Here is a 26962-nt window from a genome sequence, read left to right as displayed (position 1 = left end):
CCGTGTTTATCCTGTATCGAATTTTTCACGGTTTTCGGAGCGCGGGTGAAACCCCGGGAAGCTTGTCTTCCACCGTGGAAGCGCGGTCGCCTTCGTTCCGGCAGGGACTTGGGGAGCTGGTCGCAAGCCGGCCAATCTGAAAGACGGACGCACCGATGAACAGCAAGCGGTCCTATCTCGACACACTCAACGCCGGCAGGCAGCGCAAGCCGCAGACCACGCTCGAGCAACTGAACCGCTCGCTGGAGACGCTGGAACAGCGGCTGGGGCAGACCCGCGAGGAGGTGACGGCACGTCCCGCTCCGCGCCAATACGGCGCGGACCCGCGCTATCCCGCCGTCGACCCGCGTTATCCAGCCGCCCAGCCAACCGGTCAGCAGCGCTGGTATGAGGAACCGCGGCCGGCGGCGCGCCCGCAGACCCCGGCGCCAGCCCCCGCCTTCGACCAGAACTACCAGGCCATCGCCCGTGACATCGACCGCGTGCGCAGCCAGGAAGACAGCGTCGCCATGGTCGGCAAGATTGCCGGCGAATTGCGCGGCATGCGCGAGGAACTGCGCCACCAGATGACGGCGGGCCTGCAGCGCGAATTCGATGCGCTGCGCAAGGATATCGACCGCGCCTTCCAGGCCAACGCCAGGTCCGGCACAGCGGGCAAGGGCAGTGCCGAACTCGGCGTCGAATTCGAACGGCTTTCCGGCGCCATCAAGTCGCTGTCGGAGAAAAGCGACGACAGAAGCGTCAACATGCTGCGGCTGGAACTCGAGCAGGTGAAGGCCGCGCTCGACACGCTGGCGCGCGAGGAGAGCGTGCAGAAGGTCGACCGCCGCTGGGACGATTTCGACCGCCGCTGGACGGCTTTCGAGGACCGCGTCGACGCCGACCAGCGCAAGCGCTCCGACGACCCCGCCCTTGCGGCCCTGACCGACCGGCTGGAGCAGATCAGCAACGCCGTCAACAATCTGCCTGAATCGCTGTCGCTGCGCTCGCTCGAGGAAAAGGTGCGCACGCTGGCCGGCGCCGTCGAACACTTCGCGGGCCAGCAGGACAATCGCGGCGGCGACACGCTTGCCATGATCGATGAGCGGCTGGACGAGATTTCCCGCGCCATCGTTGCCTCGACCGTCGCGGCACAGGCCAATTCCGTCGACCACGAAGCCTTCGACCGTATCGAGAAGCGCATCGACTCGCTCGCCCGGCAGATCGAGGAGGTGGCGCAGGATCGCCCCGGCAACGCGGTCATGGATCGCCTGAGCACCCTGTCGAGCCGCGTCGACGAACTCGCCGGCCGCGCTAATTTGCCCGAACAGGCGATGGAACGGCTGGCCAAGCAGATCACCCTCATCGCCGACAAGATCGACCAGGCGCCGGCCATGCCCGACGCCGACTACATCTTCCACGGGCTCGAGCAGCGCTTCGACGTGCTGTCCGGCATGATGGAACGCCGCCAGGGCGATGCCATCGAACAGGGCAACATGCTGTTTCGCGATCTCGAGCGCCGTCTCGACGAGGTTGCCGACCGGCTCGACCAGCGCCTCGCGCCGCAGATCGACAGCGCCGGCATCATGGAAGCCATCGACGCCCGCTTCACCGCACTCGCCACGCGCATGGAGAGCCGCGCCGCCGATCCCGCCGGCGAAGCGGCGATCCGTGGACTGGAAAGCCGGCTCGAGGACATTTCCAGCCGGCTCGACGCCTCGGCGGCCCAAGTGGCCGGCATCGATCCGGCGCTGATCCGCAGCCTGGAGGCACAGGTCGCCGGCCTGTCCGCCCATCTGTCCAGGCCCAGCACGCCGCTGCCGGAATTCGAGGACATCAGCCCGCGCCTCGACGAAATCGAGAAGGCGCTGGCCGGAACCCGCGATTCCATCCTCGGCGCGGCACGCGAAGCGGCCGAAAACGCGGTGCGTTCGCTGGCCGGGTCGAACGCCAATGCGTCGGCGGTTTCCGGACTCGCCCAGGACCTGAAAACGCTGGAAACGCTGACGCGGCGCTCCGACGAGCGCAATTCGCGAACTTTCGAGGCCATCCACGACACGCTGCTCAAGATCGTCGACAGACTGGGTTCGCTGGAAACCAACGAGCCGTCCGAAGCGGTGAGCGAGCTCCTGGCCACGCGCCAGGACGAGGCGGCCGGCAAGCGCCGCACACGAACCGCCAAGATGGCTGTCGAAGCGCCGTCGATGGATATCGACGAGCCGATGCCGCTGAGCGGCGACATGGCCGATCTCGATGCCCGCGCCGCCGCCATAATGCGTAACGAGGGCGCGCGTAGCGACCTGGGTACGCGTGGCGACCCGGGTACGCGTGGCGACCCGGGTACGCGTGGCGAGCTGGGCACGCGAACGCCGGCGGAAGCCGCCGCCGCCGCCGCTATGGCCGCACTCGGTTCCGACACCATCGCCGAGAAGGACCAGCCGGCAGGCCGCAAATCGATGTTCGGCGGGCTGGCCCGCGCCTTCAAGGGCAAGAAGGTGGCGGCGGACGTCCCGCCGCTGGCCGGTTCGCCGCCGAGCAGCGATATTCCGACGGTCGATCTTGACGAGCCGCTCGACCCGAAAGTGGCCAACCGCCCGCTGGAGCCAGGCTCCGGCGCGCCCGACCTCAATGCCATCATGAAGCGGGTTCGCGACGAGCGCGGCCAGCCGGCAAAGCTTGGCGAAAGCGACGCCGCCAAATCGGATTTCATCGCAGCCGCGCGGCGCGCCGCGCAGGCCGCCGCCGCGGAGGCCGACGCCCTGAAGCGCCAGTCGACGGTGAAAGGCCCGGTGAAGGCGCTCAGGATCGGCGACCTGCTCAAGGCGCGGCGCAAGCCGATCCTGATGGCGGCGGCAGCGATCATGCTGGCGCTTGCCGGCCTGCAGCTCGGCAAGGCGTTCCTCTCTGATCCCGTTCAGGTGGCAAACAACGACGCCGCACCGGTCGTTGCCGCGCAGCCGGTGCAGACTGCATCCGTCGACACGGCGAGCCAGCCGAAGGCGGAAGCCCAGCCGGCAGCGACGGACGACGAGCCGGCCCGTGCCGTCAGGCAGGCCGAGCAATCCGCGCCCACGACCAAGGACGACATGGTGGCGCAGACCGCCATGGCGATGCCGTCGGACACGGACGCAATGGCGAATACGGCGCCGGTTGCAGAGCCCGCTGCTTCTGCCGCCTCTTCCGGCCCCATGGCTTCGGCCGCTCCAGCACCAGTTGCGCCTATCGCCGCGCCCCCTATGGATGCGACGGCTTCAGAGCCGGCCGCTGCTACCGGCGGTGCGCAAGCGACGGATACCGATACCCAGCCGGTCGCAGCCCCAACGGCGGCCAACGACGCCATCGCCAAGGACACGACCGGTGCCGTTGCACCGACGGCTGCCCCTGCGACAGCAGCCGCGGCCAAGTTCGACATTCCGGCCGATGCCGGCCCGGCCGCGCTGCGCGATGCCGCCGCTGGTGGCGACGCCAAGGCGCTGTTCGAGATCGGCTCGCGCTACGCGGAATCTCGCGGCGTCAAGGAAGACATGGCGGCAGCCGCCAAATGGTACGAGAAATCGGCGGAACTCGGTTTCGCCCCGGCCGAATACCGCATCGGCAATTTCTATGAGAAGGGCATCGGCGTCGCCCGCGACATCAAGAAGTCGAAGACCTGGTACCAACTGGCCGCCGAGCAGGGCAATGCCAGCGCCATGCACAATCTGGCCGTGCTGTTCGCCATGGCCGCCGATGGCGTGACCGACAATGAATCGGCCGCGCACTGGTTCCAGGAGGCCGCCGATCTCGGCGTCAAGGACAGCCAGTTCAATCTCGGTATCCTGGCCGCCAAGGGCGTCGGCATGAAGCAGAACCTCGAGGAATCCTACAAATGGTTCGCTCTCGTCGCCAAGACCGGCGACAAGGACGCTGCCGCCAAGCGCGACGAGATCGCCAATGCGCTGCGGCCCGAACAGCTCGAGCGGGCACGCGCCGCGACCGAACTGTGGAAGGCCAAGCCGCTCAATGCGGCGACCAATTCGGCCGACATTCCCGAATCCTGGCAGGAAGGCACGCCGCAGACGACCGCCGGCATCGACATGAAGAAGGCGGTCAAGAACATCCAGCTCATCCTCAACAAGAACGGCTATGACGCCGGCGGCGCCGACGGCGTCATGGGCGAGAAGACCAAGACCGCGATCATCGCTTTCCAGACCGACAACAAGCTGCCGGCGACCGGCGCCGTCGATGAAAAACTGGTGCGGGCGCTGCTGGCGCGCAAATAACAGAGAAGCGTCGTTTCCACGACGCTCTTGCCACACATTTGCCTGTTAACTGATTGAGATATTTTTTGTTTCGACGCGGCGACGGGGTTTGACCCCGCCGCCGCGTCGGCGCAAGGAAAAATTGGCTTTTCGGTGCGAGACTGCCCAGAACGGCTGTATTCGCCGACAGGCAAACTGATCGAGACTGACGGGTGGGCATCTATCTCCCGATTGCGGAAATTTCCGTCAACGTCTTCGTGCTGCTGGCCATGGGCGCTGCGGTGGGCTTCCTGTCGGGCATGTTCGGCGTCGGCGGCGGGTTTCTCATCACGCCGCTCCTGATCTTCTACAACATCCCTCCGGCGATCGCGGTCGCCACCGGCGCCAACCAGGTCATCGCCTCGTCCGTCTCGGGCGTGCTGTCGCACATGAAGCGGGGCACGCTCGACTTCAAGCTCGGCGGCGTGCTTCTGGCCGGCGGCATCATCGGCTCCACCGCCGGTATCTACGTGTTCGCCTTGCTGCGCCGACTTGGTCAGCTCGACCTGTTCATCTCGCTGCTCTATGTCGTGCTGCTCGGCACGGTCGGCGGGCTGATGCTGGTCGAAAGCATCAATGCGCTGCGCGCCACACGCAGCGGCGCCGCGCCGGTGCTGAAGAAATCCGGCCAGCACAACTGGATACACCGGCTGCCGCTGAAGATGCGCTTCAGGGCGTCGAAACTGTTCGTCAGCGTCATCCCGGTGCTCGGCCTTGGCGCCGGCATCGGCTTCTTGTCGTCGATCATGGGTGTCGGTGGCGGCTTCATCATGGTGCCGGCGCTGATCTATCTGCTCAAAGTGCCGACCAATGTCGTTATCGGCACCTCGCTGTTCCAGATCATCTTCACGTCCGCCTACACCACGCTGGTCCACGCCACCACGAACCAGACGGTCGACGTCGTGCTGGCCTTCCTGCTGATGGCGGGCGGCGTCGCCGGCGCGCAATACGGCGCCAAGGCCGGCCAGAGGCTGCGCGGCGAGCAGCTCAGGGCGCTGCTGGCCTTGCTGGTGCTGGCTGTGGCGATCAGGCTGGCCATCGATCTTTTCGTCACCCCGCCCAATCTCTATTCGCTGTCCAGCGCGGGCCTCAACTGATGGCGGGCCCGAAGGCATTCGCAGCCGCCATCCTCCTGTCACTGCTTACCGCCGCCGCGCCGGCGAAGGCACAGACGCCGCTGACGGAAGGCATCCAGATCGGTCTCTCCACCGACAATGTCTCGATCACCGCCGGTTTTTCCGGCGCCGACCTGACCATCTTCGGCTCGCTGGAAAATCCCGACCCGCTGGTCGCCCGCCAGGGCCGCTACGACGTCATCGTCGTGCTCGAAGGGCCACCCAAGCCGGTGGTGGTACGCCGCAAAGACCGGGTGCTCGGCGTCTGGGTCAATCTGGACTCCGAAACCTTCGAGAACGTGCCGGTCTCCTATTCGGTGGCGACGACGCGGCCGCTGCAGGACATCACCGAACCAAACAGCTACAAGCAACTGTCGCTCGGGGCCTCCAACCTCTACATGCAGCCCGCCGACGCCGGCGACGGCCCGGCAACGATCGAGGAATTCACCGCGGCGCTGCGCGAACGCAAGGGCGCGGCCGGCCTCTACAGCGAGAATGTCGGCGGCGTGCAGTTCCTGTCGCAGAACCTGTTCCGCGCCACCGTCAGGCTGGCACCGAATGTGCCGGTCGGAACCCATAAGGCTCGCGCTTTCCTGTTCAAGAGCGGCCTGTTCATCAAGGAGAGCTCAGCCCAGCTCGAAATCCGCAAGTCCGGCTTCGAACAGTCGATCTTCCGGGTCGCCCATGACTACTCCTTCCTCTACGGCGTCTTCGCCATATCGCTGGCCATGCTGACGGGCTGGCTCGGCAGGCTGATCTTCCGCAAGGATTGAGCGGCCAAAAGGGGTTTCCCTTTCCCGCGTCATGCTATAGACCGCACCTCCCCGCCCAACGGGCAAGCACGCACAATTCAATTCGGCAGAGCGGTCCGGTCGCCCGGAACCACAGCGCACGCTTCTCCCGCGAGCGCCGATCCGCTGTCTGCCGCCAATGACAGGAGGCTGCCTTGCGACCAGCATTCGCCGGTATCGACTTCGGCACTTCGAACTCCACGGTCGGCGTGGTCCGCAACGGGCAGCCCCACCTCGTCGCGCTCGAAGGCGGCCAGGTCACGCTGCCCAGCGCGGTGTTCTTCAATTTCGAGGACGGCCGCATCTGTTTTGGCCGCCAGGCCATCGCCAACTACACCGACAGCGTGGAAGGCCGGCTGATGCGCTCGCTGAAGAGCGTGCTGGGCAGCTCGCTGGCGCATGAGAAGACGCGCATCAAGGCGCGCTCGATCGGCTTCATGGAGATCATCGGCCTGTTCCTCGGGCATCTCAGAAAGAAGCTTGAAGAAGATGGCGGCGATCTGGTCGAGACCGTGGTGCTCGGCCGTCCGGTGCAGTTTGTCGATGACGACCCACAGGCCGACGCGAACGCGCAGAGCGACCTGGAAAAGGCCGCGCATGCCCAGGGCTTCAAGCACATCGCCTTCCAGTTCGAGCCGATTGCCGCGGCGCTCGACTACGAGCAGAGGGTGACGCGCGAGGAGCTGGCGCTGATCATCGACATGGGCGGCGGCACGTCCGACTTTTCAGTCGTGCGCGTCTCGCCTGAACGTGCCCGACTGCCGGACCGCAAGGACGATATCCTGGCCAGCCGGGGCGTCCATATCGGCGGTACGGATTTCGACCGGCTGCTCAGTATTGCCCATGTGATGCCGCAGCTCGGCTATTTGACCCAGACCAAGGACGGCAAGCGCAATCTGCCGGCCAGCTACTTCATCGATCTCGCGACATGGCAGCGCATTAACCTGGTCTACACCGCCAAGGCGATGACGCATCTGCGCCAGATCCGTTACGAGGCCGCGCGCGCCGACCTGATCGATCGCTTCATCCACATTGTCGAGCACCGTTATGGGCACGCTTTGGCGGCATTGGTGGAAAAAGCCAAGATAGAGTTGACCGGCCTGTCATCGGCCGAAGTCGCGGTGAGGCTATCCGACGTGGAGTTCACCGCCGAAATCGCGCGTGACGGGCTGGACGCCACCATCGCCCGGGACATCGGGCGGGTCACCGCAACGGTGGCTGAGACCATGCGGGACGCGCAGGTCAAGCCGTCCGACATCACCGCGGTGTTCCTGACCGGCGGCTCGACCGCGATCCCGCTGGCAAGACGCGAAATCCTGGCGCTGGTGCCGCAGGCTTCGGTCATCGACGGCGACATGTTCGGCTCGGTCGGGCTCGGCCTGGCACTGGATGCGCAACGGAAGTTCGGTAGTGTCTCAGTTTGAAATTTGACGGGATGCAATATGCATTTCCCATATCGGCCCGGGCTCCTATATGCTTAGCGGAAAGCATGGGGCAAATGGATGGTTCAACACGCTGAAATGAAGTGCGACGTAACCGGCATCTCATACGACTTCAAGACGCGGACCGGGCGCGTGGATATGGCGAAGGGCAATAACGCCGATATGCGCGGTTGCATTGACGTATTCCTTCGCATCGACCCGAAAGCCAAGCACATTGAGACGTTTGCCGGGAGCGAACCGGACACGTCTTACCACAAGATTCCCGCCTCCACCGGAGGATGGACAGCAAGGCTACCCGAGAACACAAATGCCGACCGGACCTAAAGGCCAGAAGCGCCCCGCCGATGTCATCGGCAACGCCGTCCGCGTCATGCGCATTGCGACGGGCGAGGAAGACGACACTGTTATCGATGACGGCAAAGATCCCGCTGCCAAGGCTCTAGGAGCCAAGGGCGGAAAGAAGCGCGCCGAGAACATGACGCCAGAGCGCCGCGCCGAGATCGCGAAGAAGGCTGCGGAAAAGCGGTGGAAGAGGTGAAAATAAGTTGACTTGAGGTGGCATATTTCGGAATCTGGTTTACAGAATCACAAATTGGACCTTTCCGATGCCGATCATTCCCGAAATCCAAGATCGTCTGCTCCTAGCGTTTCCGCGTTCGTCTAACCTCCCGCTATTCCGTGCAGTCCAAGAGGGGATTTACCTCGCGGATCATCTCTTCGACGGTGAATCCTTTTTGAACAATTCAGTGGGTAAGGATTTGCGCGGCCATATCCGCAGAGCAGGTATCGCTCACCAAATCGGGGTCTATTGCGACCGAGGCGATTTGCCGTTTCTGGCTGCCATGAAGCCGATGCCCCATGGCAGTTGGCACTGGCTAGAAATCGTTTCAACTGGAGCCGTAGCTCACGTCACCCGAACAGAGGATGTCGACAAGTTTCCGCATGAATCCGAGAGCCGACAGGACATGCGGCTCGCGCTCCAGAAAGACCTCTTGAGCTGGTCGCCGGATGACAAGCCAATCGGCAAGATCATTCTAGACGTGCCTAAACTCTATTCCTGGCTGACGTTCCGGGCCGCCAGGAATGCGCGGCTTAGCCACCTGTGCTGGGCATCTCCGGCATATGATAGTGATGAATGGATCGCCCATATCAACGTGTTGCAGCAGGTCGGCGATCAGGCCGACCGCGCCCAAGACGTAAGCGCTGTTCCGGACCCCAAAGAGCGCGTTCGTCTCAAGGAACATATCGCTCAGGCGCTCGAAAAAGAACAAAAGACCGGCGAGTAGAATGCCAGAATTGAAGCGAGATGACGGGAGGAATCTGTCCCGACCTATCCCCGAGCGGATTCGGGAAGCGCGCGAAGCGGCTGGCTTTTCCTTAGAGGCTTTCGCTGACGCCCTTGAGATATCTAAGCAGGCAGTCTCCCGTTTTGAGAGCGGGCTTTCGTCACCCAGCGGGGAAACGATGCGCCGGATCATTGGCGTGACGGGTCAGCCCCCCGCGTTTTTTGTCTCGTCTAGAAATCGGGCGGCTAGTGGCGTCAGACCTTTTTGGCGCAGCCTTCAGCGAATGCGGCTGCCAGACCGCAAGCGCATTGCTCGTCGGCTTGAATGGGCGTCAGATGTAGTCGACTTCTTGGAGCAGTTCGTTGATCTGCCAGAGGTGGACCTTCCCGTCATAGAGTTTGATCCCGAATCCACGGCCATGGAGCAGGTAGAACGCGCAGCGGATACATTGCGAGAGGCATGGTCTCTCGGCCGGGGTCCGATTCGTGATCTCAGTGCAATAATGGAGCATCACGGCTTCATGCTGGTACGCGAATCGGTAAATTGCTCCGATATGGATGCCGTGTCGTGTTGGCAGGGTGGACGCCCATTTGTCTTGTTTTCCGCAGACGTTGAAAGTGGCCCCCGCAATGCATTCAATATTGCCCACGAACTTGGCCACATACTGCTGCATTCGGGTGTGGATCTGACGAAGGACAATCTTCCACAAATCGAAAGGCAGGCTCACCGCTTTGCAAGCGCTCTGCTGATGCCGCAGGAAACGTTTAGCCGCGAAGTTCTTGGCTCATCGATAGACCATTTTCTTTTCCTAAAGGAAAAATGGGGGGTATCGATTGCAGCGATGGCGTATAGATGTAAGGATTTGGAGATATTTACTTCCAATCAACACGGTTACGTTATGCGGCAACTTAATGCTCGCAGCATACGTGACTGCGAGCCTTTGGATGAACGATTCAAAGTTCGCGAACCGAGCGTTTTGGGTGCGTCTGTTAGAATGTTGCTGGAGCACCGCGTCCAATCAGTCGACCAAATCGAACGCGCGTTGGCATTGAATTTGGAAGACATTGAAAGCCTTTGCGGACTCCCAAAGGGACACCTCGATACGCGCGTGATCCCTTTCCAGCCAAGGTTGAAATGAACTTCTAATGCTTGACACTAAGCATAAAAGTTCACATATTAGGGGCATGAACAAGCTGCCCCTCCAGACCCGCGTCCAAATCCTCTCGATGCTTTGCGAGGGTGGCTCGATGCGGTCGATTTCACGGGTTGCTGATGTGTCGATCAACACGGTTTCCAAGCTGCTTGTCGATGCCGGCAAATTCTGTGCCGAACTGCATGACCGCGAAGTCCGCAACGTGAAGTCCAAGCGCGTTCAGTGCGACGAAATTTGGTCGGCTACTTGCGCGAAGCAGAAGAACGTTGCCGGCATGAAAAAGCCCGTCGATGGCGCTGGCGATACATGGACCTGGACCGCTCTCGACAGCGACAGCAAGCTAATCATTTCGTGGCTGGTCGGCGGTCGCGATGGCGAATATGCGCTGGCCTTTATGGATGACGTGAAAGAGCGCCTTGCTAACCGCGTCCAGCTCACGACCGATGGTCACCGCGCCTATCTCAATGCGGTCGAGGAAGCCTTTGGAGCCGACATCGACTATGCGATGCTGGTGAAGCAGTATGGTGAGCCGGAAGGCAAGGCAGTGCCACAGGAGCGCCGCTACAGCCCCGCCGTGTGCACTGGCGCGGTCAAGACTCGGATTGAAGGCTCGCCCGATCTGGCGCACGTCAGCACGTCGCACGTTGAACGCCAGAACCTCACCATGCGTATGCAGATGCGCCGCTTCACGCGCTTGACCAATGCGTTCTCAAAGAAGTTCGAAAATCACGTTCACATGGTCGCGCTGTACACATGCTGGTACAACTTCATTCGCATTCACAAGACGCTGAAAATGTCCCCGGCAATGGCCGCTGGCGTTTCGCAGACGCTCTGGTCAATGGACGATATTTGCGAGAAGATGGACGCTATTGCTCCGAAGCCGGGCAAGCGTGGATCGTATAAAAAGCATGGTTAACAAAGGGTTAGGATTACGAAGTTCATTTTTTTTAGGAGGTCCTATTGCCACTTTTGTATGGCTGCTATATATATATTCCCGCGTCTGAGAAGGGTCGCCAAGCGTCCCCCCTTAGGGCTGAGGCCCTAATAGCTCAGTCGCCTTGTCTGCTTAGCGTGGCCTGACTTCGATGTACATCTGCTACATTGACGAGTCAGGCACGTCAGATATCCCCGGAACTAGCAGCCATTTCATACTGGCCGGTCTTAGCATTCCCATCGAGCATTGGCGCGATGCGGATCGGGAAATATCGCTGGTTTTGTCCAAGTATGGCTTGGAGCATGAAGAAGTTCACACTGCTTGGATGATCCGAAAGTACTTGGAACAGGCCAAAATCCCCAATTTTGACGGCATGGACTGGGCTACGCGCAGGGCGTCGGTAGGCCGGGAGCGAACGAAACATTTGCTCCACCTGCAAAAGATTCAGAATGCGAAGGCCTATCGACAAGCAAGAAAAAATTACCGGCACACTGAGGCATATATTCACCTCACGCTGGACGAAAGGTTGGAAACGTTAGGTCAAATAGCTGACACTATCGCCTCATGGGGCAATGCGAGACTTTTCGCCGAATGCATTGATAAGACCCATTTCGATCCTACCCGCACGGGCGGGCGGGCCATAGACGAGCAGGCTCTTGAACAGGTGGTTTCTCGCTTTCAGCAATACTTATCGATTGCCGCTAAGACGGGTGTGTCGCAACCGCTGGGTCTTTTGGTCCATGATAACAATGAGAGCGTCGCTAAAAAGCACACAGAAATGATGCGTCAGTTCCATAGCAAAGGTACGCTATGGACCGCCATAGACAACATCATAGAGACGCCATTGTTCGTTGACAGCAGCCTTACGCGCATGGTGCAGATCGCTGATTTATGCTCGTATGCGCTCAGAAGGTACGTTGAGAACGGCGAGACAGGCCTTTTCAGAAAAATCTTTACGCGTGCAGATCGTGCAAAAGGCAAAACTGTCGGCGTGAGACATTTCGCCGGCTACAGTTGCCAGTGCGAAATCTGCGCGGCACACCGTTAAATTTCAAACTGAGACACTACCGGAAGTTCGGCTGATCAGGCTGAACCGCTTCGGGTCGTCTCGGCGCCGAGATGCGCCTTCAGCGCCATCTGGGCCAGGCTTGCCTGGCGGTCGCGGTGGGTGATCATGGCGAAGTCGCGCTGTGGCAGTTCGAGCGGCACGGACCGCAGGTTGCCTTCCGCGACGGCGCGTGCGACGACGAGCTCCGAAATGATGGTGGCGCCGGCACCCGCCTCGACCGCCTGGCGAACCGCCTCGTTGCTTGGCAGCACCAGGAACACCTGCAAATCGGCAAGCGAAATCCCCTCGCGCCGCGCCAGATCCTCCAGCACCTCGCGCGTGCCCGACCCGCCCTCGCGGATGATCCAGCGCAGGCCCCTGATGTCGGGACGGCCCGGCGCGGTTTCGACGATTTCGGGATGTGACGCGGCAACCACCAGCATCAACCGGTCGGTATCGACCTTGGCCCGGCGCAATATGTCGGATTCGGTGCGCCCCTCGACCAGGCCGAGATCGGCGGTTCCATCCAGCACGCTGGCCTCGACCTGCCTCGTGTTACCGATGCTGACGCTCAGCCGCACCGCGGGATAGGCCTCGTGAAAGGACGCCAGCCGGCGCGGCAGCCAGTAGCTGGCGATGGTCAGGCTGGCGGCGATGGAGAGGCTGCCGGCGACCGTCTGCGAGACATGTTCCAGCACATTGCGCGCGGCGGCGGCCCGCTCCAACACGGCCTTTGCCTCCGGCAGGAACCGGTGGCCGGTCTGGGCAAGCTCGATGTTGCGGCCGACCCGGTTGAACAGATGGACGCCGTGCTGCTCTTCAAGCGCGCGAATGGCGGCCGATGCCGCCGACTGGGAGATGCCCAGAAGCTCCGCCGCCTTGGTCATGTGGCCGCGTTCGGCGACGGCGACGAAAATGCGCAACTGATCCAGGGTCATGTCAGCATTAAGAACCATTATCGATCGAATTTACAAGAACAACTGATTAGACGGATCGATAGCTTCATTCTACATTTTCAAGCGAAGTTAGAAAAAATTCGCCAGAGAATGGCAGAGACTAAAATGATCGGGCGGTTCAAGTCCCTTCTCGCGCATTGGACCCGCGGCATCCGCAGACGGCTGGCCGGCGATCGCTATCACCCGGAAGAGCACTACATGCGCGGCCCCGGGCCGAAGACACGCGCCAAATCGGCCGGCCGCGCGGGCACATCCGGATCATGAGGCATCCAACGCCGCGCGGCGCGAATTCGGCACCATCGCAACGCCCGCTTGCCGACACGCGCGCGCCCGATGAAGGCGACGGCGTCGACACCTCGCCTGGCATTTCCGACAGCATCGCCAAGACGACCTGCTATATGTGCGCCTGCCGCTGCGGCATCGACGTGCACATCAAGGACGGCAAGGTCCGCTACATCAACGGCAACAAGGACCATCCGGTCAATCGCGGCGTGATCTGCGGCAAGGGCAGTTCCGGCATCATGCAGCATTACAGCCCCGCCCGGCTGAAGAAGCCGCTGCTGCGCACCGGCCCGCGCGGCTCCGGCGCGTTCCGCGAGATCGAGTGGGAGGAGGCTTTTTCGATCGCGACGCAGCGGCTCTCGGCGATCCGTCGCACCGATCCAAAAAAACTCGCCTTCTTCACTGGCCGCGACCAGTCGCAATCCTTGACCGGTTGGTGGGCGAGCCAGTTCGGCACGCCGAATTTCGCCGCCCATGGCGGCTTCTGTTCGGTCAACATGGCGGCCGGCGGGCTCTATTCGATCGGCGGCTCGTTCTGGGAGTTCGGCGAGCCCGACTGGGACAACACACGATATTTCATGCTGTTCGGCGTCGCCGAGGACCATGATTCCAACCCGATCAAGATCGGACTGGGCAAGCTCAAGGCGCGCGGCGCCAAGGTGGTGTCGATCAATCCCTGCCGGACCGGCTACAACGCGATTGCCGACGACTGGATCGGCATCCGACCAGGTACCGACGGCCTGTTCGTCTTCGCGCTCATCCACGAATTGCTGAAGGCCGGCCGTGTCGATCTCGATTATTTGCTCCGCTACACCAACGCCCATGTCCTCGTCGTGCAGGAGCCAGGCGCGTCCGACGATGGGCTGTTCGTCAGGGATGCCAACGGCAATCCACTGGCCTGGGACAGGGTGGAGAAAACCGCCATCAAGGCAACCGACCCAGAAGCGAAGCCGGCGCTGACCGGCAGCTTCGAAGTCGGCGGCCGCCGTTGCACGCCGGTGTTCCAGTTGATCGCCGACCGCTATCTCGATGACAGCTATGCGCCGGATGCGGTGGCGCAGCGCTGCGGCATTCCGGCCGATACGATCCGCCGGATCGCCGCCGAGCTTGCCCATGTCGCCTTCGAACAGACGATCGAACTGGCTATTGCATGGACCGACTGGGCCGGGCGCCGGCACGAGACGATCAAGGGCCGGCCGGTTTCGATGCATGCCATGCGCGGCATATCAGCCCATTCGAACGGCTTTCACTCTTGCCGCGCCATCCACCTGCTGCAAGTGCTTCTGGGCACGGTGGATGTTCCCGGCGGCTTTCGCTTCAAGCCGCCCTATCCCCGTTCGGCGCCGCCGGGGCCGAAACCCGCCGGCAAGACGGTCAAGCCGATGACGCCGCTGGACGGCATGCCGCTTGGTTTCGTCTGCGGGCCGGACGACCTGCTGGTCGACGAAGACGGCACGCCGACCCGCATCGACAAAGCCTATTCCTGGGACGCGCCGCTCGCCGCGCATGGGCTTATGCACACCGTCATCCGCAATGCCTGGGCCGGCGATCCCTATCCGATCGACACGCTGATGATGTACATGTCGAACATGGCCTGGAATTCCTCGATGAACACCGTCGAGACGATGCGTATGCTGACCGACCACGACGAGGCGGGCAACTACAAGATCCCCTTCATCATCTATTCCGACGCCTATTATTCCGAGACAGTGCCGTTTGCCGACCTCGTGCTGCCGGACACCACCTATCTCGAGCGCCATGATTGCATCAGCCTGCTCGACCGGCCGATCAGCCATGCCGACGGGCCGGGCGATGCCATCCGCCATCCCGTCGTCGAGCCTGATCGCGACGTCAGGCCGTTCCAGTCGGTGCTGATCGAGCTTGGCGCGCGGCTTGGCCTACCCGGTTTCGTCGGCGAGGACGGAGTGGCCAGATATGCCGATTATGCCGACTATATCGTCAACCACGAGCGCACACCGGGCATCGGACCGCTGGCCGGCTGGCGCGGCAAGGATGGGACATCGATCGGCAAGGGCGAGGTCAATCCGAACCAGTTGCAGCGCTACATCGACAATGGCGGCTTCTGGCATCACGACTTCGCCGACGACCAGCGCTACTACAAGATGGCCAACCGCTCCTATCTCGATTTCGCGGTGCAGATGGGTTTCATCCCGAAGGCCGAGCCGATCGTCTTCCAGCTCTATTGCGAGCCCCTGCAGCGCTTTCGGCTCGCCGCACGCGGCCATGGCCGTGTCCTGCCGCCGGAGGCCGAGCGGCAGCGCATCGAGACCTACATGGATCCGCTGCCGTTCTGGTACATGCCATTCGAGGAAGCGGCGGTCGACCTCGAAAAATACCCCCTGCACGCGCTGACGCAGCGGCCGATGCACATGTATCATTCCTGGGGTTCGCAGAATGCGTGGCTGCGGCAGATCACCAGCCAGAACCGGCTGTTCGTGCATCACCGGACCGGCGCCGGCCTCGGTCTCGTCGATGACGACTGGGTGTGGATCGAGAGCATCAACGGCAAAGTGAAGGGGCAGATCAAGCTGGTCGACGGGGTGAATGAAAGCACGGTCTGGACCTGGAACGCGATCGGCAAAAGGCGCGGCAGCTGGGGGCTGAAAGATGATGCCGCCGAGAGCAATCGCGGCTTCCTGCTCAACCATATCATCGGCGACCAGACCTCAGCCGACGCGCAGGGCAAACGCTATTCGAATTCCGATCCCGTGACCGGCCAGGCGGCATGGTTCGATCTGCGCGTGCGCATTGTCAAATGCAGGGCGGAAGAGGCCGGGTTCACCGAGCCGCAATTCGAGCGTTTCAGCCAACCGCCGCATTTCGAGCCTTCGCCCGACACGCTCCGCTTCGGCGCCGAATTCCGCCAGGCAAGAGAGGCCGCCGAATGACCTGCCTCCCTACCCATACCGGCAAGAAACTCGGCCTGGTCATCGACCTCGACACCTGCGTCGGCTGCCAGGCCTGCGTCACCGCCTGCAAGGAATGGAACACCGGCGGTCACATGGCGCCGCTGACCGACATCGACCCCTATGGCGGCCATGTCGACGGCGTCTGGTTCAACCGCGTGCACAGTTACGAGCACACGACAGAGATGGGCGGGCGCACGGTGAACTTCCCGCGCTCCTGCCTGCATTGCGACACGCCGGCCTGCGTCACCGTCTGCCCGACCGGCGCTTCCTACAAGAGGGCCTCGGACGGCATCGTGCTGATCGACGAGGACAAGTGCATCGGCTGCAAATTGTGCAGCTGGGCCTGCCCCTATGGCGCGCGCGAATTCGACACCGATGTCGGCGTGATGAAGAAATGCACGCTATGCGTCGATCGCATCTACAACGACAACCTGGCCGAAGAAGACCGCGTGCCGGCCTGTGTCGCCGCCTGCCCGACCAGCGCGCGGCATTTCGGTGATCTCGGCGATCCCCAGTCCGCCGTCTCGCAACTGGTGGCGGAGCGCGGCGGCGTCGACCTGATGCCGGAACTCGGCTATCAACCGACCAACAAATACCTGCCGCCGCGCACCCATACGCAGCGCGGCGCATCGGTGCCGGCGAAGGCGCTGGAGCCGGTGCGGGCCGAAGGCGGCTTCCTCGGCTGGGTCGATCGCATGCTTTCGAACTGACCATGCATCCAGCCTTCTCCGTCGTCTTCTTCACCACCGCCACAGGTGCCGGCTACGGCCTGCTGGCATTGCTCGGCGTGCTGGCTGGATTGCAGATCGTCCCGGCCGATTTCTGGCTCGGCTTCGTCGGCCTGGGTTTGGCGCTCGGCCTGATCGCGGCGGGACTGTTGTCCTCGACCGGCCATCTCGGCAGGCCGGAGCGCGCCTGGCGGGCGTTCTCGCAATGGCGCAGTTCCTGGCTGTCGCGCGAAGGCGTGTCGTCGGTCATCACCTTCATCCCAGCGGGACTGTTCGGGCTCGGCTGGGTGTTGTTGGGCCGCACTGGCGGCTGGGTGGCGATTGCCGGATTGCTGGCCGCCATCGGTGCAATCGTCACCGTCTGCACCACCGGGATGATCTACGCGTCGCTGAAACCGATCGCCCAATGGCACAGCCGCTATACTTTGCCGGCCTATCTGATCTTCGCGGCCATGACCGGCAGCGTTCTGTTGAACGCGCTGCTGCAGGGGTTCGGCGTCGGCTCGGTGGCCGTGCTGGCGTTGTCGCTGCTGGCCACTCTTGCCGGCTGGGGCTGGAAGCTCGCGACCTGGCGGCACAATGACCGTCTCGAAATCCCGACCACCGCCAACACCGCGACCGGTTTGGCCGGCGGCACGGTACGGTCGCTGGAATGGCCGCATACCGAGGAAAACTATCTGCTCAAGGAAATGGGCTTTCGCATCGCGCGCAAGCACGGTGCGAAGCTGCGCATGCTCACACAGGGATTGGCCTTCGCCCTGCCCGTTCTGCTGCTCGCGGCCACTTTCGCCTTGCCGTGGCCCTTTGGGGCGATCCCGTCGGTGCTCGCTGCGATCGTCCAGTTCGCCGGGATGCTGGTCGAGCGCTGGCTTTTCTTCGCCGAGGCAAAGCACACGGTCACCCTATATTACGGCAGATAGGGCTGCTCAGCCTGGCCGCAGCATCGAGCGGGAGATGGCGAAGATGCGGTCGCTGCCAAGCATGTAGGCCATCAGCGATTCCAGGCGAAACAGCCCGGCATAGGCGCGATCGAGCACGTTAAGCGAACCGGTGTAGGCGCCGAAGGCCGGCATGATCATGCGGCCGCCATCGCCGGCAAAACAGCGCCGCCGCACCGAACGGCCGCGCTGGACGATGCGCGCGCAGGGATGCAGGTGGCCCGCGATCTCGCCCTCGACGCGCGCTTTCGACGGCTCATGCCGGAACAGCAGCGAGCCTATGGCCAATTCCCGCACCGTTTCACCGGGAAGATCGGCCGGCGCTTCCGGATCGTGATTGCCGGCGACCCAGAACCAGTCACGGCCTGCCATCAGCGCTTCCAGCCGCTCGCGAAAACTCGCATGCATGCGCTCGGCACCGCCGCCGTCGTGAAAGGAGTCGCCCAGGCTGATGACGATCGACGGCTGGTAGTCCGATATGACGGCCTGCAGTCTGAGCAAGGTCGCGCCGGTGTCATAGGGCGGGATCAGCGTGCCGCGCCTTGCCAGCGACGAGCCTTTTTCCAGATGCAGGTCGGAGACCGCCAACAGCCTGAGTTCGGGAAAATAGAGCACGCCGCGCGGATCGCAGACCGCACGCTCGCCGGCGATGCCTATCATGTCGGCCTCGGCGATCAGCGTCGTGCGCGCCAGCGAAAAATTCATGCCTCGCTCATTTCCGGCCCCATGGCCTCCTCGACCAAAGTCGCCGCATCCATCAGCAGTGTTTCATCGGCTTCGCCGTTCACCGGCATCTTGCCGATCTCGAGCATGATCGGCACGGCCAGTGGCGAAATCTGCTCGAGATTCTTATGCATGATTCGACCCTGGACGCGCGAGAGCATGTCGGCAAGTCTGCTGACATCGAGCAGGCCGGCCGCCGCATCCGCACGCGTCGCCTGCAGCAGAATATGGTCCGGCTCATGGCTGCGCAGCACATCGTAGATCAGGTCGGTCGACACGGTGACCTGACGGCCGCTCTTCTCCTGGCCCGGATGGCGCTTCTCGATCAGCCCCGAAATCAGCGCGCAATTGCGGAAGGTGCGCTTGAGAAGCCAGCTGTCGGCCAGCCAGGCTTCGAGGTCGTCGCCCAGCATGTCCTCGTCGAACAATGCGCCGAGAGACGGTTTCCTGGCTTTGAACATCGCGCCCATGTCGCCCAGCGACCATATGGCAAGGGCGTAATCGGTGGCGACAAAGCCGAGCGGCCTGGCGCCGGCCCTGTCGAGGCGCCGGGTAAGCAGCATGCCGAGCGTCTGGTGGGCCAGCCTGCCTTCAAAGGGATAAGCGACCAGATAATAGCGGTTGCCGCGTGGAAAGGTCTCGATCAGCAGGTCATCGCGTTTGGGCAGAACCGATTTGTCGGCCTGGAATCGCAGCCAGTCGGCCACCTGCTCCGGCAGCTTCTTCCAGCGCCGCGGATCGTCCAGCATGATGCGGACCTGCTCGGCAAGGTAGGTCGAAAGCGGGAACTTGCCGCCGCCATAATAGGGCACCTTGGCGTCGCTGCCGGGCGCGTTCGACACGAAGCATTCGTTCTCGCGTATGCCCTCGAAACGCAGCACCTTGCCGGCGAACATGAAGGTGTCGCCATGCGTCAGCGTTTCGAGGAAGGCCTCCTCGATCTTGCCGAGAACGGCGCCGCCGCGTGTAGCCGAGCCTTTGCTGCCTGCTTTGACGTAACGCACGTTGAGCGCCGGCACTTCGATGATGGTGCCGACATTCAGCCGGTATTGCTGAGCCACGCGCGGGTTGGAGACGCGCCACAACCCGTCTTTGTTCAGGCGGATACGAGCATAGCGCTCGTAATTCTTCAGCGCATAGCCGCCGGTGGCGACGAAATCGATGACGCGGTCGAAGGTAATCCTATCGAGGCTGGTGTAGGGTGCCGCCGTTCGTACTTCCTCGTAGAGATCGTCGGCACGGAACGGTGCGCCGCAGGCGCAGCCGAGGACATGTTGCGCCAGCACATCGAGGCCGCCATCGACCAGCGGCGGCGTGTCTTGCGCGCCAAGATAATTGGCGTCGAGCGCTGCTCGGCATTCGAGCACCTCGAAGCGATTGGCCGGGATCAGGATCGCCTTGGATGGCTCATCCATGCGGTGGTTGGCCCGGCCGATGCGCTGCGCCAGCCGGCTGGCGCCCTTCGGCGCGCCGACATGCACAACCAGGTCGACATCGCCCCAGTCGATGCCGAGGTCGAGGGTCGAGGTGGCGACGATGGCGCGCAGCGCGTTGTCGCCCATCGCCTTCTCGACGCGCCGCCGCTGGCCGACGTCGAGAGAGCCGTGATGCAGCGCGATCGGCAACGTGTCCTCGTTGACCCGCCACAATTCCTGGAAAAGCAGCTCCGCCTGGCTGCGGGTGTTGACGAACAGCAGGGTCGTCTTGTGGCGCTTGATCTCGCGGTAGATCTCCGGCGTGGCATAGCGGGCCGAATGCCCCGCCCACGGCACGTGCGCCTCCGAATCGAGGATGGAAATTTCGGGCTTCGCACCGCCGGTGACGACGATCAATTCGGCCATGTCGCCCGGTGGATTCTGGCTGACCAGCCAGCGCCGCAGTTCGTCGGGCTCGGCCACCGTTGCCGACAGACCGATCGTCTGCAGGCCGGGCACAAAGCTGCGCAGCCGCGCCAAGCCGAGCGCCAAGAGATGTCCGCGCTTGGACGTCACCAGCGAATGCAATTCGTCGAGCACGACGTAGCGCAAATCCGCGAAGAAGCGCTTTGCATCACCTGCCGCGATCAGCAGCGCCAGTTGCTCGGGCGTGGTCAGCAATATATCCGGCGGCGCCAGCTTCTGGCGCTGGCGCTTGTGGGAAGGCGTGTCGCCGGTGCGCGTCTCGATGCTGATCGGCAGACCGATCTCCTCGACCGGCTTGCCGAGATTGCGCTCGATGTCGACGGCCAGCGCCTTGAGCGGCGAGATGTAGAGCGTGTGGATGCCGCGATGCGCCTGCCCCGGCTTTCGCCTTGGCCTGACGGCGAGTTCAGTGAGCGAGGGCAGGAAACCGGCCAGCGTCTTGCCGGCCCCGGTCGGCGCGATCAACAGTACCGATTGGCCGCTTTGAGCCTTCGCCAGCAATTCGATCTGATGGGCGCGCGGCGACCAGCCTTTCTCGCCGAACCATCGGAGGAATGGCTCGGGCAGGGCAATGGCGGCATTCTGCTCGGCAAGGCGCGGCTCAACTGTCACGCGCCAGAGGTAGCGCGGCTACGGGCGATCGCCAAGGAAAATCGGAACAAAAGGGGATCGTAGCGTTCCTCGCCCCGTTTACGAGAGGAGGAAGAAGCTCACGGCCTTCGAAACCCGGTCGGGCCGCCATAGAGGTAGCCGATGCGGGCGATGGCGTCCTTCAGCCCTTCGCGCGAGACCAGCATGGTGTGGCCGTTGGCGTGGATCATGGTCTCGGCATCGGTCATGACAGCGACATGGCCTTTCCAGAAGACGAGGTCGCCCCGGCGCAATCCGGCATAATCCGGACCCGGTTCGAGCGGCTCGCCAATGCTTGCCGCCTGCATGTCGGAATCGCGCAGCACGTTTTTGCCCGCCATGCGCATCGCAAGTTGCACCAGGCCGGAACAGTCGATGCCGAAGCCGGACGCGCCGCCCCACAGATAGGGCGTGCCTAGAAACGTCTCGGCAACCGCGACATAGTCGGCGGCAATTTCTGCGATTGGCCTGAGGTGACCCGCGATGATCGCTTCGCCCGACGGCAGGACGGCGTAGTGTGTCCCGCGCGTCTCGGCGGCTCCCCTCACCGTCACCGTCGACCCCATCGACAGCTGTCCCGCGATCGGAAAGCGCAGATCCGGACCGGGATAGAGAAAGGTGCGGGGCACCGAGACGATATGGGTAGGCGCGTGTTCCCGTCCGCCCAGCTCGGTTGCGGCGACGTAGCCGACATAGCCGTCGCGTTCGGCCTGGATCCAGGCCCAGCCTTCGGCATCCTCGAAAACCAGCACATCGTCGCCGAACAGGGCTTGCGTGTTGATGCCGGCATCCGCGCGCGGTGCCTTGCGGATGTCTGCCACCGAAGCCGAAATCCGCGCCGGCCGGCCGGCGACAAAACGCTCGGCGGAAACCTCGCCTTTCAGCCTTGCGTCGGCAAGGTCGGAACGGAAGGCGTGGAGACGGGCATCGTGAGCAGTCAAAATCGGCAACCCTGTTGTATGGGCAAGATGGTCAGATGGGCAGTTCAAGCGCCCTGGCGATGATACCATCGCCGAAGCGCTCGACAAAGAGCGCGCCCTCGACCGTGCGCTTGATCAGCACGTTGCGCTTGTCGAGTTCGTCGCGATGGCGCGACACCAGCTTCAGCGCGCCCATCGTGTCGAGCGCGCGGGTGATCACCGGCTTGGTGACGTTGAGGCGGGCGGCCAGCCCGCGCACCGTGTGCGGCGGCGGATCGAGATAGATGGTGAACAGGATCGCCGTCTGGCGCGTGGTCAGGTCGGGCGCATCGTCGCGCACCTGCGACAGCATGACTTGCTGCCACAGTCGCAAGGCCTGGCTCGGACGCATCGCAATCGACATCGCGCCAGCATGACGGCAAATTGTTTCGGTTCCGTTTCAGTTTCAGTTTTTAGCGATTTGCCGGCTCTGCCACCCCATCAGCCAAAGCGTGTCGAGATGATCCGCTCCAGCGCGCGAATGCCTTGCGCCTCGCCACCGGCGGGCCCATGCGGGCGATCGGCGGGGTTCCAGGCAAAGATGTCGAAATGCGCCCAGCTCGCCGTCTTGTCGACAAAGCGCTTGAGGAACAGCGCCGCCGTGATCGAACCGGCGAAACCGTCGGTGGTGACATTGTTGACGTCGGCGATCTTCGACGACAGCTTCGCATCGTAGGGCCGCCACAGCGGCAACCGCCACAGCGGATCCTCGACCGCCAGCGATGCAGCGGCGAGGTCAGAGGCCAGCGCCTCGTCGCCGGTATAGAAAGGCGGCAGATCAGGGCCAAGCGCGACACGGGCCGCTCCGGTCAGCGTCGCCATGTCGACCAGCAGCTGCGGCTCCTCGTCATCGGCCAACGCCAGCGCGTCGCCGAGCACGAGCCTGCCTTCGGCGTCCGTGTTGCCGATCTCGACAGTGATGCCCTTGCGGCTCGCCAGCACGTCGCCGGGTCGAAAAGCGTTGCCGGCAATCGAGTTCTCGACCGCGGGGATCAGCACGCGCAGTCGCACCTTCAACCCGGCGGCCATGATCATCGAGGCCAGGCCAAGCACATTGGCGGCGCCGCCCATGTCCTTCTTCATCAACAGCATGCCGGATGACGGCTTGATGTCGAGACCGCCCGTGTCGAAGCAGACGCCCTTGCCGACCAGCGTCACCTTCGGCGCGCCCGGTTGCCCCCAGATCATGTCGATCAGACGCGGCGCACCTGATGAAGCGCGGCCGACGGCGTGGATCATCGGGAAGTTCTGGGTCAGCAGCTCGTCGCCCTTGATGACGGAGACTTCGGCCTTGTGAGCCGCGGCCAGGGTGCGCACCGCCTTCTCCAGATCATCCGGCCCCATGTCGCTGGTCGGTGTGTTGACCAGATCGCGGGCCAGGAAGACGCCATCGGCGATGCGGCGAACGCGCGCCGCGTCGACGCCGGCCGGCACGTCGAAACGCAGCGCCTTGCCTGGCTTCTTGCCGTAACGGGTGAAGACATAGCCGCCGAGCGCCAGCGCGATTGCCGCGAGTTCCGGCTCGGCAGGAAGGGAGGCGAAATGCCAGTCGCCTTCCGGCAGGGTTTTCGACAGTGCACCGAGCGCGAGTGAATCTTCCCCGTCGCCGGTGCCGAACAGGGCGCCGGCAAGTGCGCCGTTCTCGCCGGGCACGGCCAGCGTCCTGCCTGCCTCGCCGGAAAAGCCGTTGGCCCTGGCCCATGCGACAGCAGATGGCGCAAGGCCCGCGGCCTCCAGGCCGTCACGGGCCACCAGATGCACCGGCAGCGCACCTTGCAATTTCGTCTCGACGAGTTCGACAGGCATTCGATGTTCTCTCCTGCCGACCCTTCGCGAGTCGGCGTTTCTTAACTCTCCGTTAGGGTTAACAGAATATTTCTGCGGGAGGGAAGATGGCCACGCAATGGCCGCGCATGAATGGAGGCTTAGGTGTCGATGCCGACCAACCGCACAATGAATGCCAGAGGAAAACGGCTCGCCACCACCGCCCTCATGCTGGCGCTCGCGGCGGGCGTCGCCGGATGCGGAACCAGCAGGATGACTACCGGCTCGATCGCTCGTACCAGCGGCAAGCCGCTGGAGAGCATGTCGGCGGGAGAAGTGCACAATGCCACGGCCGCCCTCGGCCAGTCCTACTCCAGGAATCCCAACGACAAGCGCATCGCAACCAACTTCGCGGCCGCGCTGCAGATGGACGGCGATGCCGACCAGTCGCTTGCCGTCATGCGCAAACTGGCGATCGCCTATCCCAAGGATCGCGACGTGCTCGCCGCCTATGGCAAGGCGCTGGCCGCCAATGGCCAGTTCGAGGCAGCGCTCGACGCCGTGCGCCGCGCACAGACACCGGAATATCCCGACTGGAAGCTGGTGTCGGCGGAAGCGGCCATCCTTGATCAGCTCGGTCAGAAGGACGATGCGCGCCAGCTTTACCGAAAGGCGCTCGAACTCAAGCCGAACGAGCCCTCGGTTCTCTCCAATCTCGGCATGTCCTATGTGCTGGAGGGGGATCTGCGCACCGCGGAAACCTATATGCGTTCGGCCGCCCAGCAGCCCAACGCCGATAGCCGCGTGCGCCAGAACCTGGCGCTGGTCGTCGGCCTGCAGGGCCGCTTCGACGAAGCCGAGAAGATCGCCTCGCAGGAGCTCTCGCCCGAGCAGGCACAGGCCAATGTCGCTTATCTCAGGCAGATGCTTGCGCAACAGAATGCCTGGAGGCAGCTCAAGGATCAGGACAAGCCGAAGACGGCAACCAACTGAGGCGACGATCTACGAAGGCCCCAATTGAACGAAGAAGCCGCGCTGAGTTCAGCGCGGCTTCTTCGTTTGTCCCTACGTGCCTCGCCGCTACTTGGTCGATGATGACGGATGATCGGTGCCGAAGATGCCGCGCTGGCTGACCTGGATGCCGGCCGGACCCAGGATGATGGCGAAAAGCACCGGCAGGAAGAACAGGATCATCGGCACGGTGAGCTTGGGCGGCAAGGCGGCGGCCTTCTTCTCGGCGGCATTCATGCGCTGGTCCCGGCTTTCGGCGGCAAGCACGCGCAATGCGTGCGCCACCGGCGTGCCGTAGCGTTCGGCCTGGACGAGCGCCTGCGACACCGATTTGACCGATTCCAGACCGGTACGGTTCGCAAGATTCTCATAGGCCTGCTTGCGTTCCTGCAGATAGGAGAGCTCGGCGTTGGTCAGGATGAATTCTTCCGCCAGAGCCACCGACTGCGCGCCGATCTCGTCGGCGACCTTGCGGAGCGCGGCTTCCACCGACATGCCCGACTCCACGCAGATCAGCATCAGGTCCAGCGCATCTGGCCACGCCATCTGGATCGACTGCTTGCGCTTGGTGGCGCGATTGTTGACATAGACGACCGGGGCATAGAAGCCACCATAGGCGACCAGGATGCAGACGAACAGCCGGATGACCAGGGGTTTGTCGGGCAATCCTCCGAGCACGAATATGTAGACCAGCCCCAGCGCGAAGCCGACAAAAGGCAACACGAGGCGGAAAAAGAGAAACCGCGTCAGCGGGTTCTGTCCGCGAAAGCCGGCGACCTTGAGCTTCTGCAAGGTGCTCTCGTCGGCCAGTGCGCGCCGCAGGTCGAGCCGATCGACAATGTTGCGCATGCCGACCGACTGTTGCTCGCGCAGGCCCTTGCGGCGGCGATCGGCCTCGCTCGCGAGCCGCGCGCGCTGCTTGGCGCGAAGCTCATCGCGCTCCAGCGCGACCGACTTCATGCGCGACTTGAGCTGGTTTCCGCCGAATGCCGGCAGCAATGTAAAGACCGTCGCGAACACGGCGATGGCGACCAGCAGCGCGATCAGCAGGCTGGGATCCGTCAATGATTTGATGACTTGGTCGGTCATGCCGCGGCCCTAGACTTCAAAGTTCATCATCTTGCGCATGACCAGGATGCCGATCGACATCCACACAGCGGCACAGCCCAGTATCAGATTGCCAACGCTGGTGTTGAACAGCGGCATCAGATAGTCGGGGCTGGAAAGATAGACGAGAAAGGCAACGATGAAGGGCAGCGCGCCGATGATGGCGGCGGACGCCTTCGCCTCCATGGACAGCGCCTGCACCTTGGCTTTCATCTTCTTGCGATCACGAAGCACGCGTGAAAGGTTGCCCAGCGCCTCGGACAGATTGCCGCCGGCCTGCGACTGGATCTGGATGACGATGCCAAAGAAACTCGCCTCGGTGCACGGCATGGTTTCGGGCATGCGCAAGGTCGCATCGGGGATCGACAGCCCCATCTGCTGCGAATCGACGATGCGGCGAAACTCCATCTTCACCGGCTCGGGGGATTCGTTGGCGATGAGGCGTACGGCATCGTTCAGCGGCAGGCCGGACTTGACCGCGCGCACGATGATGTCGAGCGCGTTTGGAAATTCGTTGAGGAATGCCTTGACCCGGCGCGCGCGGCGAAACGATACGAACCAGCGCGGCAGGCCGAGCGCGCCAGCCAACAACACACCGGGCAAGACAAGCATCGGCGCACCGGCCACGAACGCGACCACCGTCAGCGCGAGACCGCATATGGCGGAATAGATGTAGAAACGCTCGATTGAGACCTTCATCCCGGCCTGCCGGAGTTGCGCCTTCAGCGGCGGCTTCTTGATGGCGCTGTCCTTGGTCTTCTGCTTCTCGTCGAGTTCCTTCAGCGAATCCTGCACGGATTTCCGGCGCTTGGCTGCATCCGTCGCGCGGTCGCGGGTGGCCTTGACGACGGACCGGTCCGTCTCGGCGGCCTTGATCGTCTCGAGCCGCTTGCCAGCCTGTTTCTCGTTGCTGATCTGGTTGAACAGGAATGCATAGGCGACCGCGCCGGCGCTGAAGCCGGCGAGCACGACAAACGCCAATACGGTGCCGTCAATTCCAAACATCGA

General features: G+C 63.1%; 22 protein-coding genes. 14 read left to right on the top strand and 8 right to left on the bottom strand.

Annotated elements, in window-relative coordinates; all coding sequences use genetic code 11:
* Window positions 1-155: 155 nt before the first annotated feature.
* From CK227_RS05395 to CK227_RS05350, 9 genes are all read left to right on the top strand, one after another.
* Window positions 156-4238, top strand: a complete 4083-nt coding sequence (locus CK227_RS05395) for a peptidoglycan-binding protein (RefSeq protein ID WP_095771872.1) — start codon at window positions 156-158, stop codon at window positions 4236-4238.
* A gap of 191 nt (window positions 4239-4429) precedes the next feature.
* Window positions 4430-5353 carry a sulfite exporter TauE/SafE family protein gene (locus tag CK227_RS05390; RefSeq protein ID WP_095771871.1) on the top strand — a complete coding sequence of 308 codons (924 nt, stop codon included), beginning with the start codon at window positions 4430-4432 and terminating at the stop codon, window positions 5351-5353.
* Window positions 5353-6144 (top strand): TIGR02186 family protein, encoded by a 792-nt coding sequence (locus tag CK227_RS05385; protein WP_095771870.1) that lies wholly within the window; start codon window positions 5353-5355, stop codon window positions 6142-6144. The genes CK227_RS05390 and CK227_RS05385 overlap by 1 nt, the downstream gene beginning before the upstream one ends.
* A 173-nt stretch (window positions 6145-6317) precedes the next feature.
* Entirely contained in the window at window positions 6318-7586 is a 1269-nt protein-coding gene (locus tag CK227_RS05380; protein WP_095771869.1) for an Hsp70 family protein, read from the top strand.
* 325 nt (window positions 7587-7911) lie between these two features.
* Window positions 7912-8142 carry an RNA-binding protein gene (locus CK227_RS05370; protein ID WP_095771867.1) on the top strand — a complete coding sequence of 77 codons (231 nt, stop codon included), beginning with the start codon at window positions 7912-7914 and terminating at the stop codon, window positions 8140-8142.
* 67 nt (window positions 8143-8209) lie between these two features.
* Entirely contained in the window at window positions 8210-8890 is a 681-nt protein-coding gene (locus CK227_RS05365; RefSeq protein WP_095771866.1) for a hypothetical protein, read from the top strand.
* A gap of 1 nt (window position 8891) precedes the next feature.
* On the top strand, window positions 8892-10028 hold the full coding sequence (locus CK227_RS05360) for an XRE family transcriptional regulator (protein WP_095771865.1): 1137 nt from the start codon (window positions 8892-8894) through the stop codon (window positions 10026-10028).
* A gap of 46 nt (window positions 10029-10074) precedes the next feature.
* The gene (locus CK227_RS05355; protein ID WP_210421429.1) at window positions 10075-10959 is read left to right on the top strand and encodes a DDE-type integrase/transposase/recombinase; all 885 of its coding nucleotides are present in this window, start codon (window positions 10075-10077) and stop codon (window positions 10957-10959) included.
* Window positions 10960-11128: 169 nt separating this feature from the next.
* Window positions 11129-12025 carry a DUF3800 domain-containing protein gene (locus tag CK227_RS05350; protein ID WP_095771863.1) on the top strand — a complete coding sequence of 299 codons (897 nt, stop codon included), beginning with the start codon at window positions 11129-11131 and terminating at the stop codon, window positions 12023-12025.
* Between the two features lie 35 nt (window positions 12026-12060).
* On the opposite strand, the gene CK227_RS05345 is transcribed toward CK227_RS05350, so the two are convergent.
* Window positions 12061-12963, bottom strand: coding sequence for a LysR family transcriptional regulator (locus tag CK227_RS05345; protein ID WP_095771862.1), 903 nt, complete (start codon window positions 12961-12963; stop codon window positions 12061-12063).
* Window positions 12964-13086: 123 nt separating this feature from the next.
* On the opposite strand from CK227_RS05345, the gene CK227_RS36630 reads away from it, so the two are divergent.
* From CK227_RS36630 to CK227_RS05330, 4 genes are read left to right on the top strand one after another with little or no spacing between them, the layout of a single operon-like run.
* Window positions 13087-13245, top strand: a complete 159-nt coding sequence (locus tag CK227_RS36630) for a hypothetical protein (RefSeq protein ID WP_010913368.1) — start codon at window positions 13087-13089, stop codon at window positions 13243-13245.
* A complete protein-coding gene (locus CK227_RS05340; protein ID WP_095771861.1) occupies window positions 13242-16172 on the top strand; it encodes a molybdopterin-dependent oxidoreductase in 2931 nt (976 codons plus the stop codon). Before CK227_RS36630 ends, CK227_RS05340 begins: the two co-directional genes overlap by 4 nt.
* Window positions 16169-16903, top strand: a complete 735-nt coding sequence (locus tag CK227_RS05335; RefSeq protein ID WP_095771860.1) for a 4Fe-4S dicluster domain-containing protein — start codon at window positions 16169-16171, stop codon at window positions 16901-16903. The genes CK227_RS05340 and CK227_RS05335 overlap by 4 nt, the downstream gene beginning before the upstream one ends.
* A 2-nt stretch (window positions 16904-16905) precedes the next feature.
* The gene (locus CK227_RS05330) at window positions 16906-17841 is read left to right on the top strand and encodes a dimethyl sulfoxide reductase anchor subunit family protein (RefSeq protein WP_095771859.1); all 936 of its coding nucleotides are present in this window, start codon (window positions 16906-16908) and stop codon (window positions 17839-17841) included.
* A gap of 6 nt (window positions 17842-17847) precedes the next feature.
* Here the strand turns inward: CK227_RS05330 and pdeM are convergent, their stop codons facing one another.
* The 5 genes from pdeM to CK227_RS05305 form a co-directional block, all read right to left on the bottom strand.
* On the bottom strand, window positions 17848-18564 hold the full coding sequence (gene pdeM, locus CK227_RS05325) for a ligase-associated DNA damage response endonuclease PdeM (protein ID WP_095771858.1): 717 nt from the start codon (window positions 18562-18564) through the stop codon (window positions 17848-17850).
* Entirely contained in the window at window positions 18561-21095 is a 2535-nt protein-coding gene (locus tag CK227_RS05320) for a ligase-associated DNA damage response DEXH box helicase (RefSeq protein WP_095771857.1), read from the bottom strand. The genes pdeM and CK227_RS05320 overlap by 4 nt, the downstream gene beginning before the upstream one ends.
* Before the next feature lie 98 nt (window positions 21096-21193).
* On the bottom strand, window positions 21194-22054 hold the full coding sequence (locus CK227_RS05315; RefSeq protein ID WP_095771971.1) for an NlpC/P60 family protein: 861 nt from the start codon (window positions 22052-22054) through the stop codon (window positions 21194-21196).
* Window positions 22055-22085: 31 nt separating this feature from the next.
* The gene (locus CK227_RS05310) at window positions 22086-22436 is read right to left on the bottom strand and encodes a MarR family winged helix-turn-helix transcriptional regulator (protein WP_095771856.1); all 351 of its coding nucleotides are present in this window, start codon (window positions 22434-22436) and stop codon (window positions 22086-22088) included.
* A gap of 77 nt (window positions 22437-22513) precedes the next feature.
* A complete protein-coding gene (locus CK227_RS05305; protein WP_095771855.1) occupies window positions 22514-23878 on the bottom strand; it encodes a leucyl aminopeptidase family protein in 1365 nt (454 codons plus the stop codon).
* Between the two features lie 129 nt (window positions 23879-24007).
* On the opposite strand from CK227_RS05305, the gene CK227_RS05300 reads away from it, so the two are divergent.
* Window positions 24008-24829, top strand: a complete 822-nt coding sequence (locus CK227_RS05300) for a tetratricopeptide repeat protein (protein WP_095771854.1) — start codon at window positions 24008-24010, stop codon at window positions 24827-24829.
* An 87-nt stretch (window positions 24830-24916) separates the two neighbouring features.
* Here the strand turns inward: CK227_RS05300 and CK227_RS05295 are convergent, their stop codons facing one another.
* Window positions 24917-25936: a type II secretion system F family protein gene (locus tag CK227_RS05295; RefSeq protein ID WP_095771853.1), complete on the bottom strand. Its 1020-nt coding sequence runs from the start codon at window positions 25934-25936 to the stop codon at window positions 24917-24919.
* 9 nt (window positions 25937-25945) lie between these two features.
* The gene (locus CK227_RS05290) at window positions 25946-26959 is read right to left on the bottom strand and encodes a type II secretion system F family protein (RefSeq protein WP_095771852.1); all 1014 of its coding nucleotides are present in this window, start codon (window positions 26957-26959) and stop codon (window positions 25946-25948) included.
* Window positions 26960-26962 lie beyond the last annotated feature (3 nt).

Source organism: Mesorhizobium sp. WSM4308 (assembly GCF_002294905.1).
In the GTDB taxonomy this organism is placed as follows: domain Bacteria; phylum Pseudomonadota; class Alphaproteobacteria; order Rhizobiales; family Rhizobiaceae; genus Mesorhizobium.
This window is presented reverse-complemented; position numbering and strand designations above follow the sequence as displayed.